The sequence below is a fragment of the Streptomyces sp. NPDC045470 genome (genome assembly GCF_040646595.1).
GTDB lineage: Bacteria > Actinomycetota > Actinomycetes > Streptomycetales > Streptomycetaceae > Streptomyces.
Genome location: NZ_JBEZAN010000002.1, coordinates 595,404 through 608,677, shown reverse-complemented (window position 1 = coordinate 608,677; position 13,274 = coordinate 595,404). Strand labels below are relative to the sequence as shown.

The window sequence follows — 13,274 nt, the reverse complement described above, 5'->3', positions numbered from 1 at the left end:
GGGCCTCCCCGCACGGGCCTCCCCGCACGGGCCTTCCCGTGCGCGCCTCTCCGTGCAGGACGCTCCGTACCGGCTCTCCGTACGGCTCAGCTCTCCGCATGCAGCCTCAGCGGCAGCCGCCGCAGGCGCCAGGCGCCGGGCTGCCGCAGGCGTTCCTGCTCCTCCAACTGTTCCGGCGTGAGGGCGAGGGCCAGGTCCGGGTAGCGGGTGAGCAGCTTGCCGAAGGCCACCTCGGCCTCCTGCCGGGCGAGGGAGGCACCCAGGCAGTAGTGCATCCCGTGCCCGAAGCCGACGTGATCCTCGGCGCGGCCGGCCGGCTGCCGCGTCAGGTCGAGCCGCTCCGGCCCGGTGTAGTGCCGCGGGTCGTGGTTGGCCGCGACGAGGCTGAACATCAGGGCGTCGCCTTGGCGGACCTGCACACCGGCGACCTCGGTGTCCTCGGTGGCGTACCGCAACTGGGTGGCCTGGATCGGCCCGCACCAGCGCATCAGCTCGTGGACCGCGCGCGACAGCAGCGCCGGGTCCTCGTCGAGCAGCCGCCGCTGGTCGGGGTGGGTGAGCAGGGCGAGGGTGCCGTTGCTGATGAGGTGGGCGGTGGTCTCGTGACCGGCCAGCACCAGGGTCAGGACCATGGTGACCATCTCGACGTCGCTCAGCCGGCCGCCGTCGTCGTCGTGCGCCCGGATGAGCCCGCTGAGCAGGTCGTCCCGCAGGGCACCGCGCCGCTCGTCGATCACCTCGTGGATGTGCGCGATCATCTCCGGCATGGTGGCGCCGATGCGCTTGGGGTTCAGCGAGGCGAGGTCGGTACCGAACCGCCGCCACAGCGTCCGGTCCTCCTCGTCGATGCCGACCAGCTCGCAGATGACCGTGATGGGCAGCGGGTACGCGAAGTGCTCGACGAGGTCGACGACGCCGTCCTCGGCGTGGCCCGGCAACTGCTCCAGCAGCTCGTCGGTGATCCGCTCGACGCGCGGCCGCAAGTCCTGGATACGGCGTGCGGTGAAGGCGCGCGAGACCAGGCGGCGCAGCCGGGTGTGGTCCGGCGGGTCGCTGGTGAGGATGGTGTCGGCGAGGTACGGGGTCAGGCGCTCGGGGATGCCGAACAGCTCCATCAGCCGGGCGCGCGGGTCCTGGCCCACGCCGATACCGGGCACCAGGGTCGGGTTGTTGACGAACCGCGGGTCACGCATCACCTCGCGCACCACGTCGAAGCGGGTCACCAGCCAGATGGGCGAGTCGTCGAGGAACCGGGCGCGGACGAGCGGGGCCTGCTCACGCAGTGCGCCGTAGCCGGTGTACGGGTCGTCCAGCAGTTCCGGTTCCATCAGGTTCGGCTCGCCCGGGTGGAGGCCGACGTAGGAGGGCAGCGTGGTGCCGTCGGTGGTGACCGAAGGGGTGGCGGCCGAAGGGGTGGCGGCCGGGGCGGAAGCGGTCGAGGGGGAGGCGGTGGAGTCGGGCGGGGTGGCCGCTCGGGACTCGGCGGGCGATGTGGTCATCGTGCGTTCTCCTCCTGATCAGGTGTGACCGGGGTCACGGACGGAGCCGGCGCCGTACTTCCTGTCGGCTCAGCTCCTCCAGACGCGCGTAGCGCGTGATGACGGCGGGGGCCGCCGCGGTGAGGGCCTCCGGGTCGGGGTCGCCGGCCGGCTCCAGCGCGGTGCGGACCGTGTGGCACAGCAGGTCGGCCCGCTCCTCCGGAGCGCCCGGAGCGCGGTCGGGAAGCAGCACCTCGGCCTGGACGTAACCGTTGACCGTCGCCATGCAGACGTATATCTGCTGGTCGACGCTGAGGTCTTCGCGCACCAGGCCGTGGGCGCGCAGGGTGGACAGTTGCGAGCGCAGCGTCTCGTGGCTCGCCTCCATCAGTTCCACGAGTTCTTTCTTGGCGACGTCGTTCAGGCGCCCGAGGATGTCGGAGTCGTCGAGGTGGAGGGCGCGCAGCACCGGGTCGTCCATGAAGTCCAGGAGGGACCCGCGCAGCGCCCGGCTGGGCAGGATGCAGCGGTTGTCGGTCCGCATCCGGTCCAACTGCCTGCGGTGGTACGTCGCCTTGGCGCGGAGCACCACGGCCAGCAGCAGCGCGTCCTTGTTCTTCCAGTGCAGGTAGACCGTGCCTTTGCCGACGTCCGCCCGGCGGGCGATCTCGTCGGCGGTCACGCGGCGGTAGCCCCAGGCGAGCAGCAGCTCGCACGCGGCGTCCAGGATGCGCTCGCCCCGTTCCGCGCGTTCGTCGGCCTGCACGGCTCCTCCTGACTGCGTGACCAGATGTCGAAACTGGTCACGTAGTCGAAGCTAGGCCGGACGGCGCCCACCGTGACAGGCCCTTTCCAGCCGTACGGGAGGGCCTGCGGCAACTGCCGCCCCGACCGGCCGGATCACGGCTCGACCAGTACCACCGTCGCGTCGTCCCGGGACTTGCCGCGAGGGAAACGCGCGCCGTGCGGATCGGTGTCCTCCAGTGCCCGCACCCGGTCGACCAGCGCTTGCGGCCCCTCCTTGCGCACCACCGCGAAGCAGTCCGCCCACGTGCCTTCGCCGAACACCTCGACCCATCGTGACGCGCCGTCACTGAGCGCGGTCAGCGCCCGTACTCCGGTGCGTGGCAGGGAGCCGGTGACCGCGCGCGCCGCCACCGCCGGGTCGGCCGCGGCGGTGAAGAACCCGCCCTCGGCGTTGCGCAGCGCTTCCACGGCCGCTCCGTACTCGCGGCCTGCGGCGACGCGTTCGGCGGAGCCGCGTGGCAGGGCCCGTACGGTGTCGCGCAGGGCCTGCACGGCGGGCGGCAGTTCGTCGAGGCGGGTGTCCAGAATCGGCCGTACCGTACCGTCCGGATGCTCGGCGAGCAGGACGGAATCGGACAGCACCAGGTACTCGACGGTGGCCGGCGACCACCGGACGGCCACCACGGTTGCCTGCGGTGTACGGGGGTGAGAAAGGTCACAGCCTGACCGGTGAACTTCGGCCGTCCGGGAGATGGCGGCCGAAAGCACCTCAGGGAGCGTCATATCCCGGAACGAACCGGACAGTTCGAGCATGGCTCCGCCGAGCCGCGCGGTGTACCACGGCACCCCGTGCGTGCAGCCGGTCCCGTCCGGGGGCGGGGTCACGCCGTCCAGGAGGACCATGACTCCGCCCTGGCCGGAGGCGGGCAGGGCGACGGACGCGTAGTCCTCGTTCGGGTGTTGGGGGTCTCCCGGCTCGGTGGCCAGTTCGATGCGCATGGCGGCAAGTCTGCCGCAGCGCGTCCGGTTTCCCGCGGTGTGCGGACTTCGCCGGGCTCCGGGGTGTATCAGCAGGTCAGAGGCGTGAGGTGGGGCTGAAAATCGCGGTCTCCCGGGGTGCGGGCGGGCATCTTTCCAGGAGCCGCACGGTTCTCCAAACCCGCTCGGGGGTTGCGCGAGGTTGCATCCCGGAGCGGCCGTGATCGGAAGTTGATGGTCAACTTCCGATTGATGTTCACTCATTCGAGTGGCCGGGTGTACGTTGCCGGGCCGCTGCGCGATGCCGGTGGAATGGTCGTGGCCCGGATCATGGGAGGCGCCAGCTCACTCGTCGCGACGCGCAGAGCCGGGCTGCTTCCCTCGCGGACGTGTGAATCGCTGCGGTTTTCGCACAGGTACGCGCCGCGAGCGAGAGCGAACCGGGTCCGCGGGACCACACGGTGTGGGCAGGCGAGACAGGAATGCGAGCAGCGGTGCGGAAGAAGCGGCTTCGGGACGGCGCGGTCGGGCCGGGAACACCGGCCGGTTCGTTCTCGGGTACGGCGCCGGGCGCGGGACCGGGCGTGCCGCCGGGGGCCGGTGCGCCTCCCGGGACGGCCACGACGCCCCCTGTGACCGACGCCATGACCGACACGGCCGGCCCGGCGCGCACCCCTGACAACCACCCCGGGAACGCCCCGAAGAAGGCCCCGGCGGTCCCTGCCTCCACCGTCCCTGCCCCCGCTCCCGCCCCGGCCGGCCGGCGCGCGCGCGTGCGCAACCGGCTCGTGGGCGCCGTGGCCGTCGCCGCGCTCGCCGTCCTCGGGGCCGGCGCGCCCGCCGTCGTCTCCGCCCTGGACGACGTCCACGACTCCCAGCAGCTGGTCGACCTGGCCGGCCTGAACGCGCACGCGGTCACCCTCGCCCACTCCCTGGCCGACGAGCGCGACGCGATGACCGAGTACGTCGCGGGCGGCCGCTCCGCCAAGTCCGGCGGCGCCGGGCTCCCGGAGGCCCAGCGGGCCCGGGTGGACCGGCAGATCGCCGAACTGCGGGCCGCGTCCCACGGCGCCGCCGGCGCCACCGAGACGTACCGGGCGGCCGACAAGCTCCTCGCCGCGCTGCCGCAGACCCGCCAGAAGGCGCTGTCCGGGCCGGGCCAGGTCACCGAGACCTTCGGCGCCTACACGGCCGCCGTCCAGGCGCTCGGCGCGCTCTCCGACGCCATCGCCCGCGACCTGCCCGCCCGCGCGAGCGACGTCGCCCCGGACGTACGGGCCCTGCCGCAGCTCGGCCGCGCCACCGACCAGGCCGCCGCGACCCGCGCCCTGCTCGTCCCGGCCCTCGCCGCCGGCGGTCCGCAGGCCCGGCTGACCGCCGCCGCACAGCAGGCGTACGTACGGGAACAGGCCGCGCTGGCCGCGTTCAAGCAGTCCGCGAGCACCAAGGCCCGGGACGCCTACGACCGCACCGTCAACGGCGGCGACGTGAACGCCGCCGACAGCTACCTCGCCAAGCTCACCGACCAGCCCCGCCTGGACGCCGACGACCAGCGGCTGAGCAGCGCCCGCGTGAAGACCGCGCTCACCGCCCGGATCGGCCTGATGCGCGGCGTCGAGGCGTCGATGGCCACCGCCGACATCGACCGGCTGAGCGCGCTGCGCGACGACGACGTGACGGCGATGGAGATCCGTATCGCCCTGGTCGGCGTCTGCCTGCTGCTGGCGGTCGGCGCCAGCGTCTCCGCATGGCGCTCGGTGACCCGGCCGCTCGCGGCGCTGCGGTTGGGCGCCGGGCGGGTGGCGGCCGACCCGGCGGGCGAGCCGCCGGTCACCTTCAAGGGCCGCAACGACGAGTTCGCCGACGCCGTACGGTCCGTCAACGCCCTGCACGCCCAGGTGGGCGAGGCCGCCCGCCGGGCCGCCGAACTGGAGGGCGAACGCGCCCGGCTGGTCGGCGGGCGCAAGCGGCTGGCCGCCGAGCGCGAGGTGCTCCAGGAGGAGCGGGAGTCGCTGCGCCAGGAGGTCGCGGACCTCACCGAGCGGATGGCGGCCCTGCGCACCGGTGTGCACGGCCGGTTCGTCAACCTCGCGCTGCGCACCCTGAACCTCGTCGAGCGCCAGCTGACCGTCATCGAGTCGCTGGAGCAGAAGGAACAGGACCCGGACCGCCTGGAGACCCTCTTCAAGCTGGACCACTTCGCCGCCCGGATGCGGCGCAACAGCGAGAACCTGCTGGTCCTGGCCGGTACGGAGCACAGCGCCGGGCAGCCGGGGCCGGTGCCGCTGCTGGACGTGCTGCGCGCGTCGATCAGCGAGATCGAGCAGTACGAGCGGGTGCGCGTCCAGTCGCTGCCGCCGCACTCCCAGGTCGCCGGGTTCGCCGCCGACGACATCAGCCACCTCGTCGCGGAACTCCTGGAGAACGCCACCGCGTTCTCCCCGCCGGACGCCCATGTCGAGCTGTCCGGCTGGCTGCTGGAGAGCGGCGAGGTCATGCTCTCCGTGCAGGACGAGGGCATAGGGATGACCGCGGACCGGCTGGCGGAGCTGAACGGCCGCCTCGCGGACGGGTCCGGGAGCGGCGACAGCCTGGACACGGCGGACGAGACGCTGGGCCTCGGCCTGTACGTCGTCGTACGGCTCGCCGCCCGCCACGGTGTACGCGTACAACTGCGCGACCAGAAGCAGGGCGGGATCACGGCCGTCGTCGTGCTGCCCGCCGCCATCCTGCCCACCCGCCCCGCGCCGGGCTCCGTCGCGCCTCCGCCGCCCGGCGAGGCCGTCCAGAACCTGCCGGGCTCGGTCGCCGAGGCCAACTCCAACACGCTCCAGACGCGGCTGCCGCGCCTGGAACAGGGCGGTAGGGACGCCGGGCGGCCGCACGCCGGCACGGGCGCGAACGCGGACGACCCCTTGGTCGAGGCGGCGGAACGCGCGGTGGGGGCGGCCACGCCCGAGGCGCCCGCGGGCACCGGTTCGAGCACCGGTCCCGAGGCGTCCATCGGCACCGGTGTGCCCGCCGGTCCCGAGGCGCCCGCAGGCACCGACGTGCCCACCGGCTCCGGGACGCCCGCAGGCACCGCACCGGGTGACGACCCTGTGGCGGGCGACGCCCAGGCGCCCGCGACCAGCCCGTACGGTCCGCGGTCGCCCGGCCCGTACGCCAAGGAGACCGCGGAGCACGACCGGCCCGCGGAAGCGGCGCCCCAGGCGCCCGGAGCGGCACCTTCCGGCGTCGCGGCCCCGGCCTCGGACACGACCGGCGGCCCCGGCACGGCCGTCCCGTACGCCACCGGAACCGGCGAGCACGCCCGGCCCGGCGCCGCACCCGCCGAGGACGAGAGCGCCGACGCACCGCGCCGGCCCCGGTTGACCGACCAGGGCCTGCCCAAGCGCACACCGCGCATCGTGGCGCGGAAGCCGCCCGCCACCCCCCGTACGGGCAACGCGGCGGCCACCGCCGAGTCGCTGCGGGCCCGGCTCGGCGGCTTCCAGCAGGGGGCGCGGGACGGCCGGCGCGACGTCGAGGCCGAGATCGCGGAACGTACAGCGGAGCAGACCATCCCACAGACGGACACCGACGGAGCGGGGGCCCCGGGACAGAGCCACGTTGTCGAGGAGGCACGCGATTGAAGGCGCAAGCGCCGACTGCTTACGGACTGAGCAGTGAGGCACGGAATCTGCACTGGTTGCTGACCAACCTGGTCGACGAGGTGCCGGGCATCCGCTCGGTGGCCGTGGTCTCCTCCGACGGGCTGCTGCTGCTCTCCTCCGACCCGGGAGCGGCCTCGGCGGCCGCCCCGGCCGGACGGCCCGGTGCCCCGGCGGGTCCCCGCGGGTCCAGCGCGGACCTGGCGACCATCGTCTCCGGGCTGGGCAGCCTCACCACGGGTGCCGCCAGGCTGATGGACGGCGGAACGGTCAAGCAGACCATGGTCGCGATGGAGGAGGGCAGCCTCTTCGTCATGTCGGTCAGCGACGGCTCGCTGCTCGGGGTGCACGCCACGCCGGACTGCGACATGAGCGTCATCGCCTACCACATGGCGCTGTTCGTCGGCCGGGCCGGCCACGTCCTGACCCCCGAACTCCGCAGCGAGCTGCGCAAGTCGATGGAGAGCGCCCAGTGAGCACCGCACCCCAGCTCCCGGTACGCGGCGGGGACCGGAAACCCTCGCGCGTGCGCCCGTACTCGCTGACCGGCGGGCGCACCCGCTTCGGCCACGTCCTGCTCGTGGAGACGTTCGTGGCGGCGCTGGACGCTCCCGAGGAGCGGCGGGAGCTGACGTCCGGCGGCTGGGGCGACCGGGTGATGCCGGAGATGCGGGCGATCGTGGAGCTGTGCCGCCGGATGCGTTCGGTGGCGGAGATCTCCGCGCTGCTCAAGATGCCGCTGGGCGTGGTCCGCGTCCTGCTCAGCGACCTCGCCGACCAAGGAAAGATCCGCGTCTACGGCACCGGGCACGGCACCGGCCGGCCGGACCGCGCGCTGCTCGAAAGGGTATTGGGTGGACTTCGCAGGCTCTGACACGATGACGGCCGGTACGGCCGGGGTGGCCGGAGCGCCGCGTGAATCCGCCGGGGCCGGGGCGCCCGCCGTCGACGACGAGGCGGGGCTGCAGAGCTGGCAGACGGATCGTTCCCGCGCCCCCATCGCGACCAAGATCGTGGTGGCGGGCGGCTTCGGCGTGGGCAAGACGACGTTCGTGGGCTCGGTCTCGGAGATCACCCCCCTGCAGACCGAAGCGGTGATGACGCAGGCCAGCGAGGGGACGGACGATCTGTCCGCCACCCCGCACAAGACCACCACCACGGTCGCGATGGACTTCGGGCGGATCACGCTCGACTCCGACCTGGTGCTGTACCTGTTCGGTACGCCGGGGCAGCAGCGGTTCTGGTTCATGTGGGACGACCTGGTGCGCGGCGCGATCGGCGCCGTCGTGATGGCCGACACCCGCCGGCTGGACGACTGCTTCCCCGCGCTCGACTACTTCGAGAGCTGCGGCCTGCCGTACATCGTCGCCGTCAACCACTTCGAGGGGACGGCCGCGTACGCCGTCGAGGACGTGCGCGAGGCGCTGACCGTGCCGCCGCACGTGCCCGTCGTGGTCATGGACGCGCGTCGGCGGATCACGGTCGTCGAGTCGCTGCTCGCCCTCGTCGCCCACGCCCTCGAAGCCACTCCCGAATAGCCCCCGAGCCGCCCCCGTACCGCCGCCCCCCGTATCTGGGAAGAGAGCACCACCATGCGGAAGATACTCATCGTCGGAGCCGGCCAGTCCGGTCTCCAGCTCGCCCTCGGGCTCCAGGCCCAGGGCTATGAGGTCACCCTCATGTCCAACCGCACCGCGGACGAGATCCGCTCCGGCCGGGTCATGTCCACGCAGTGCATGTTCCACACCGCGCTCCAGCACGAGCGCGACCTCGCGCTGAACTTCTGGGAGAGCCAGGCCCCGCGCATCGAGGGCCTCGGCGTCTCGGTGGCCGCCCCCGGAAGCCACGCGGAGCCCGGCGGCACCCAGCGCGCCGTCGACTGGGTCGGCAAGCTGGACGGCTACGCCCAGTCCGTCGACCAGCGCCTGAAGATGGCCGGCTGGATGGAGACCTTCGCACAGCGCGGCGGGCAGTTGGTCATCCACGGGGCCGCCGTCTCCGACCTCGACTTCTTCGCGAGCCGCTACGACCTGACGCTGGTCTCCGCCGGCAAGGGCGAACTGGTGTCGATGTTCGGCCGGGACGCCTCCCGTTCCCCCTACGACGCCCCGCAGCGCGCGCTGTCCGTCGCGTACGTGCACGGCCTGGCCCCCCGCCCCGAGCACCCCGACTTCGACGCGGTGCGCTGCAACCTCGTACCGGGCGTCGGCGAGCTGTTCATCATGCCGACGCTGACCAACTCCGGCCGCGCCGACATCCTCTTCTGGGAGGGCATACCCGGCGGCCCGCTGGACGTCTTCGCGGGCGTGCGGGACCCCGACGAGCACCTGGCGACGACCCTGGAACTCATGGAGCGCTTCACCCCCTGGGAGTACGCGCGCGCCACCAAGGTCGAGCTGACCGACGCCAACGGCACCCTGGCCGGGCGGTACGCCCCCACCGTGCGCAACCCCGTCGGCCGGCTCCCCTCCGGCGGCCTGGTCCTCGGCGTCGCGGACGTCGTCGTCGCCAACGACCCGATCACCGGCCAGGGCTCCAACTCGGCGTCCAAGTGCGCCGCTTCCTACCTCGCCTCCATCATCGAGCACGGCGACCGCCCCTTCGACGCGGAGTGGATGCAGACCGCCTTCGACCGCTACTGGCAGACCGCCCGGCACGTCACCAGGTGGACCAACGCGATGCTGGCGCCGCCGCCCGAGCACGTACTCAACCTGATCGGGGCAGCGGGCCAACTCCAGCCCGTCGCCGACCGCTTCGCGAACGGCTTCAACGACCCGGCGGACTTCGACAACTTCTTCTTCGAGCCGGAGAAGGCGGAGGCGTACCTGGCTTCGGTGACCGGAGCCTGACGGGTCCCTGGCCGGCAACAGGGCGAGGGCGCCCGGCGAACCCTCGGCGCCCCCGCCCTGTGCCTGCCCCGGGCCGAAGCCGGTGAAGAGAACGTCGCGCAGCGCGTCCTCGCCTTCTCCTCTCAGAGAAGAGTTTTCAGCGCTCTGCGGAGTGCGTAGGACGCGAGTGCGGCCAGTGGGACGGCAGTGACGGCCACGAGGAGCCACTGCTGGGCGTAGTGCGTGGCCATGGTGGGGGTCCTGCTGAAGGAGATCATCGGCTTCCACGTGTAGTAGGCCAGGACCATGATCACCTGGGAGAGCGTCGCCCGGGCCACGGCGTGTACGGCGCCGGGGGCGGTGACGCCGAGCACGAAGACGATCACCGCGTACGGGAGGTAGCCGGAGGCCAGGCGGGAAGCGGCGTCGACGGTCATGCCGTCCCCGTCGCCGGCGATGGCGATGTAGGCGGACAGGGCGCCTGCGGCGGTGCCCGTGGCGAGGGTGACGACGGTGCGGGGCAGCCCTCGAAGGAGTGGGCCGCCGGGCCTGGCGGGAGCGGGTACGGGGGCGGTCACGGAGGCGGAGGCATCGGCGGGGGCAGCGATCGGGGGAGCTGTGGGATTCGAAGCCATGGGGCAAGTTCACGGCGGGAATGTGCGCGCACGGTGCCCTCTGGATGACCGATTGGCTGCAAAGGTGTAGGCGTCGTGCAACCGCTCGCCCGCCCGCGTCCGGGTCGTCGTTCCTCCTCGGGGGCGCGTACGGGCGTGCTGCGCCCGTGCCCGCTCGGTCAGGCCGGGCCCGTCGCCGAGCCGTAGCCCGTGTCGCTGCCCGCCGTCGCGTCGTCCGGCAGCGGCGGCGGGGCGTAGGCGCGCAGGGGCGAAGCGCCGCGGTCCGGGCGGACGGCGCCCAGCAGGGGGTTCGACGCGACGGGGGAGACCTTGACCCGGGCGCCGGGGCGGGGCGCCTGGACCACCATGCCGTCGCCCAGGTACATCGCGACGTGCGTGGCACCGGGGAAGTAGATCACCAGGTCGCCCGGGCGCAGCGCCCGCAGCGGTACGTGCGGCAGCCGCCGCCACTGTTCCTGGCTGGTGCGCGGGATGGGACGCCCGGCGTGTGACCATGCCTGCGAGGTGAGGCCGGAGCAGTCGAAGGAGCCGGGGCCCTGCGCTCCCCAGACGTACGGCTTGCCGACCTGCCGGAGGCCGTACCGCACGGCCCGGTCGCCGTGCGCCGACGGTGCCCGGGACCCGCTCAGCTCCCCGGAGGACAGCAGGCTGCGCTGTGCCTCGTCCGTGCCCTGCTGTTCCATCCGGCCCAGTTCGGCGAGCTGGTCCTCGGAGAGCGTGGAGAGCAGTTCCTCGACCTCCTTGAGGCGGCCCTCGACCGCGTCCCGCTGCCGGCGGCGCCGCTCGGTGAGCACCTGCTGCTCGTCCAGCGCGGCGCGTGCCGCCTTCGCCAGCTCGTCGGCCCGCTTCTCGTTGCCGGTGAGCCGGGCGACGGTGGCGGCCTGGCTGCCGGCCGCCTCCTTGAAGAGGTGGCCCTCCTCCAGTACCTCCCGCGGGTCGGCGGAGAGCAGCATGCGCAGGTACGTGGAGAGTCCGGCGGCGGCGCCGCCCTGGTACTGCTGGCGGGCGAGCCGTCCCGCGTCGGCCTGACCGTCGGCGAGCCGGGTCCGGGCCCGGGCCAGCCGGACGTTGAGGTCCTGCGACTCCTTGCGCTGGGCCTTGAGGTCCTCCTCGGTGGCGTTGTACGCCTCGGTGGCCTGCTCGGTCCGCCGGTACAGGTCCTGGAGGCGGGTCAGCAGGCGACGGAGAGACGGGTCCTCGCCGGAGTCGGTTGCTTCAGGGTCCTCGGGTCCGTCCGGTCCGTCCGGTCCGACGGGTGAATCCGGGGCGGCTGGTCCGTCCGGTGTGTCCGGTCCGTCCGGCAGTTCCAGGGCTCCGGTCGCGGCCGGGTCCGGTTCCGGTACGGCGTGCACGGGCGCGGCGGGCAGGGCCAGGGCGACCGCGCCCGCCAGCGCCGTCGCGCAGACCGACCGTACGAGCCGGGACGGCCCCGGCCGCCAAGGTCCCGGCCGCCCCGGGCCGGACCGATCGTGCCCGGCCCGTCCCGGCCCGGACCGCTCCGACGTGCACCGCTGCGACACGAACCCACCTCCGACGGACAGCTACGACTCCGGCGGACCCGCGGTCCGCCGCCCGGTTCGTTCGGATCGTGCCACGGTGGTCGTATCTTCGCCGTGGGGGTGGGGCCACCGGAGCGGTACGGTCACCCGATCGGCGGCCGGGGGCGTGTCCCGGCGCCCGGTGGCGGCACGGACGTGCTGCTGAGGGGCTGTCAGCGCCCGTAATACGCGTCGAAGTTCCTCTGGAACTCCCACCTGCCGAACCGGTCCCAGTTGACGGACCAGGTCATCAGGCCGCGCATGCCGGGCCAGCGGCCGTGGGTCCGGTAGCTGCCGCAGTCGGTGCCCCGGGTGAGGCAGTTGAGGGCCTTGGTGACCTCGGCGGGGGCGGTGTACCCGTTGCCCGCGTACGGGGAGGCGGGCAGGCCGATGGCGACCTGGGACGGCTTGAGCGCGGGGAAGACGTTGTTCTGGTTGCCGGCCACCGGGAAGCCGGTCAGCAGCATGTCGGTCATCGCGATGTGGAAGTCCGCGCTGCCCATGAAGTGGTACTGGTTGTCCAGGCCCATGACCGGGCCGGAGTTGTAGTCCTGTACGTGCAGCAGGGTCAGGTCGTCCCGCAGGGCGTGGACGACGGGCAGGTACGCGCCGGCGCGCGGGTCCTGGCCGCCCCAGGGCCCCGAACCGTAGAACTGGTAGCCGAGCTGGACGAAGAAGGTCTCCGGCGCCATGGTCAGGGTGAACCCGGCGCCGTACCGGGCCTTGAGGGTCTTGACCGCCGAGATCAGGTTGACGATCGAGGGGGTCTTCGGGTGCTTGAAGTCGGTGTCGCCGGTGGCCAGTGAGAGGGAGTGGCCCTCGAAGTCGATGTCCAGACCGTCCAGCCCGTACCGGTCGATGATCGCGCCGACCGACTGGACGAACCGGTCGCGGGCGGCGGCGGTGGTGAGCTGCACCTGCCCGTTCTGCCCGCCGATCGAGATCTGCACCTTCTTGCCCGCGGCCTGCTTCGTTTTGACCGCGGCCGTGAACTCGGCCTCGGTCTCCACGCCCGGACACTCGGTCTTCGGGCAGAGCGAGAAGCGGATGTCGCCGGAGGTGACGGAGGTCGGCTCGCCGAAGGCGAGGTTGACGACGTCCCAACTGTCCGGGACGTCGGCCAGGCGGGTGTACCCGGAGCCGTTGGCGAAGCTCGCGTGGAGGTAGCCGACGAGGGCGTGCTCGGGGAGGGCCTGGGTGCGGGCGGCCGGTGCGGCGGTGGCGGCCGCTGCGGGCGGCGGGCCGGCCTGGGCGGGGGTGACGAACAGGGCCGTGGCGCCGAGGAGACCGGCGGCCGCGGCGGCGAGGGTGGCGGTCAGCGGTCTCCTGGACGGGCCGGGTCCGGGACTGCGGGTACGGCTGCGGCACATGGGGGCTCCTTGTCGACGGCGGTACGGAGGGGACGTACGCGGATGCC

At 73.2% G+C, this 13,274-nt stretch carries 10 protein-coding genes and 1 pseudogene; 5 read left to right on the top strand and 6 right to left on the bottom strand.

What is annotated here, in order from left to right:
- Positions 1 to 86: 86 nt before the first annotated feature.
- The 3 genes from AB0A97_RS09010 to AB0A97_RS09000 all read right to left on the bottom strand — a co-directional run bounded on the left by AB0A97_RS09010 (position 87) and on the right by AB0A97_RS09000 (position 3,224).
- Positions 87 to 1,499, bottom strand: coding sequence for a cytochrome P450 (locus AB0A97_RS09010; protein ID WP_361146607.1), 1,413 nt, complete (start codon positions 1,497 to 1,499; stop codon positions 87 to 89).
- A gap of 34 nt (positions 1,500 to 1,533) precedes the next feature.
- Positions 1,534 to 2,244 (bottom strand): helix-turn-helix domain-containing protein, encoded by a 711-nt coding sequence (locus AB0A97_RS09005; RefSeq protein ID WP_361146604.1) that lies wholly within the window; start codon positions 2,242 to 2,244, stop codon positions 1,534 to 1,536.
- A gap of 134 nt (positions 2,245 to 2,378) precedes the next feature.
- A complete protein-coding gene (locus AB0A97_RS09000) occupies positions 2,379 to 3,224 on the bottom strand; it encodes a hypothetical protein (RefSeq protein WP_361146602.1) in 846 nt (281 codons plus the stop codon).
- 611 nt (positions 3,225 to 3,835) lie between these two features.
- On the opposite strand from AB0A97_RS09000, the gene AB0A97_RS08995 reads away from it, so the two are divergent.
- From AB0A97_RS08995 to AB0A97_RS08975, 5 genes are read left to right on the top strand one after another with little or no spacing between them, the layout of a single operon-like run.
- Positions 3,836 to 6,838 carry a nitrate- and nitrite sensing domain-containing protein gene (locus AB0A97_RS08995; RefSeq protein WP_361146599.1) on the top strand — a complete coding sequence of 1,001 codons (3,003 nt, stop codon included), beginning with the start codon at positions 3,836 to 3,838 and terminating at the stop codon, positions 6,836 to 6,838.
- Positions 6,835 to 7,332 (top strand): roadblock/LC7 domain-containing protein, encoded by a 498-nt coding sequence (locus tag AB0A97_RS08990; RefSeq protein ID WP_361146597.1) that lies wholly within the window; start codon positions 6,835 to 6,837, stop codon positions 7,330 to 7,332. Before AB0A97_RS08995 ends, AB0A97_RS08990 begins: the two co-directional genes overlap by 4 nt.
- Positions 7,329 to 7,730 carry a DUF742 domain-containing protein gene (locus AB0A97_RS08985; RefSeq protein ID WP_361146594.1) on the top strand — a complete coding sequence of 134 codons (402 nt, stop codon included), beginning with the start codon at positions 7,329 to 7,331 and terminating at the stop codon, positions 7,728 to 7,730. The genes AB0A97_RS08990 and AB0A97_RS08985 overlap by 4 nt, the downstream gene beginning before the upstream one ends.
- 4 nt (positions 7,731 to 7,734) lie before the next feature.
- Positions 7,735 to 8,394, top strand: coding sequence for an ATP/GTP-binding protein (locus AB0A97_RS08980; protein WP_361146591.1), 660 nt, complete (start codon positions 7,735 to 7,737; stop codon positions 8,392 to 8,394).
- 54 nt (positions 8,395 to 8,448) lie between these two features.
- Positions 8,449 to 9,705 (top strand): styrene monooxygenase/indole monooxygenase family protein, encoded by a 1,257-nt coding sequence (locus tag AB0A97_RS08975; protein WP_361146588.1) that lies wholly within the window; start codon positions 8,449 to 8,451, stop codon positions 9,703 to 9,705.
- Positions 9,706 to 9,827: 122 nt separating this feature from the next.
- Here AB0A97_RS08975 and AB0A97_RS08970 read toward each other — a convergent pair whose 3' ends face one another.
- From AB0A97_RS08970 to AB0A97_RS08960, 3 genes and pseudogenes are all read right to left on the bottom strand, one after another.
- On the bottom strand, positions 9,828 to 10,319 hold the full coding sequence (locus tag AB0A97_RS08970) for a hypothetical protein (RefSeq protein WP_361146585.1): 492 nt from the start codon (positions 10,317 to 10,319) through the stop codon (positions 9,828 to 9,830).
- A 158-nt stretch (positions 10,320 to 10,477) separates the two neighbouring features.
- Positions 10,478 to 11,839: an NlpC/P60 family protein gene (locus AB0A97_RS08965; RefSeq protein WP_361146582.1), complete on the bottom strand. Its 1,362-nt coding sequence runs from the start codon at positions 11,837 to 11,839 to the stop codon at positions 10,478 to 10,480.
- A gap of 191 nt (positions 11,840 to 12,030) precedes the next feature.
- Positions 12,031 to 13,047, bottom strand: a pseudogene (locus AB0A97_RS08960) (chitinase); the annotation flags it as partial.
- Positions 13,048 to 13,274: the final 227 nt, after the last annotated feature.

Coding starts and splice junctions, on each gene's coding strand:
- AB0A97_RS08975 (WP_361146588.1), top strand. CDS start 8,449: ATGCGGAAGATACTCATCGTCGGAGCCGGCCAGTCCGGTCTCCAGCTC.
- AB0A97_RS08980 (WP_361146591.1), top strand. CDS start 7,735: ATGACGGCCGGTACGGCCGGGGTGGCCGGAGCGCCGCGTGAATCCGCC.
- AB0A97_RS08970 (WP_361146585.1), bottom strand. CDS start 10,319: ATGGCTTCGAATCCCACAGCTCCCCCGATCGCTGCCCCCGCCGATGCC.
- AB0A97_RS09010 (WP_361146607.1), bottom strand. CDS start 1,499: ATGACCACATCGCCCGCCGAGTCCCGAGCGGCCACCCCGCCCGACTCC.
- AB0A97_RS09000 (WP_361146602.1), bottom strand. CDS start 3,224: ATGCGCATCGAACTGGCCACCGAGCCGGGAGACCCCCAACACCCGAAC.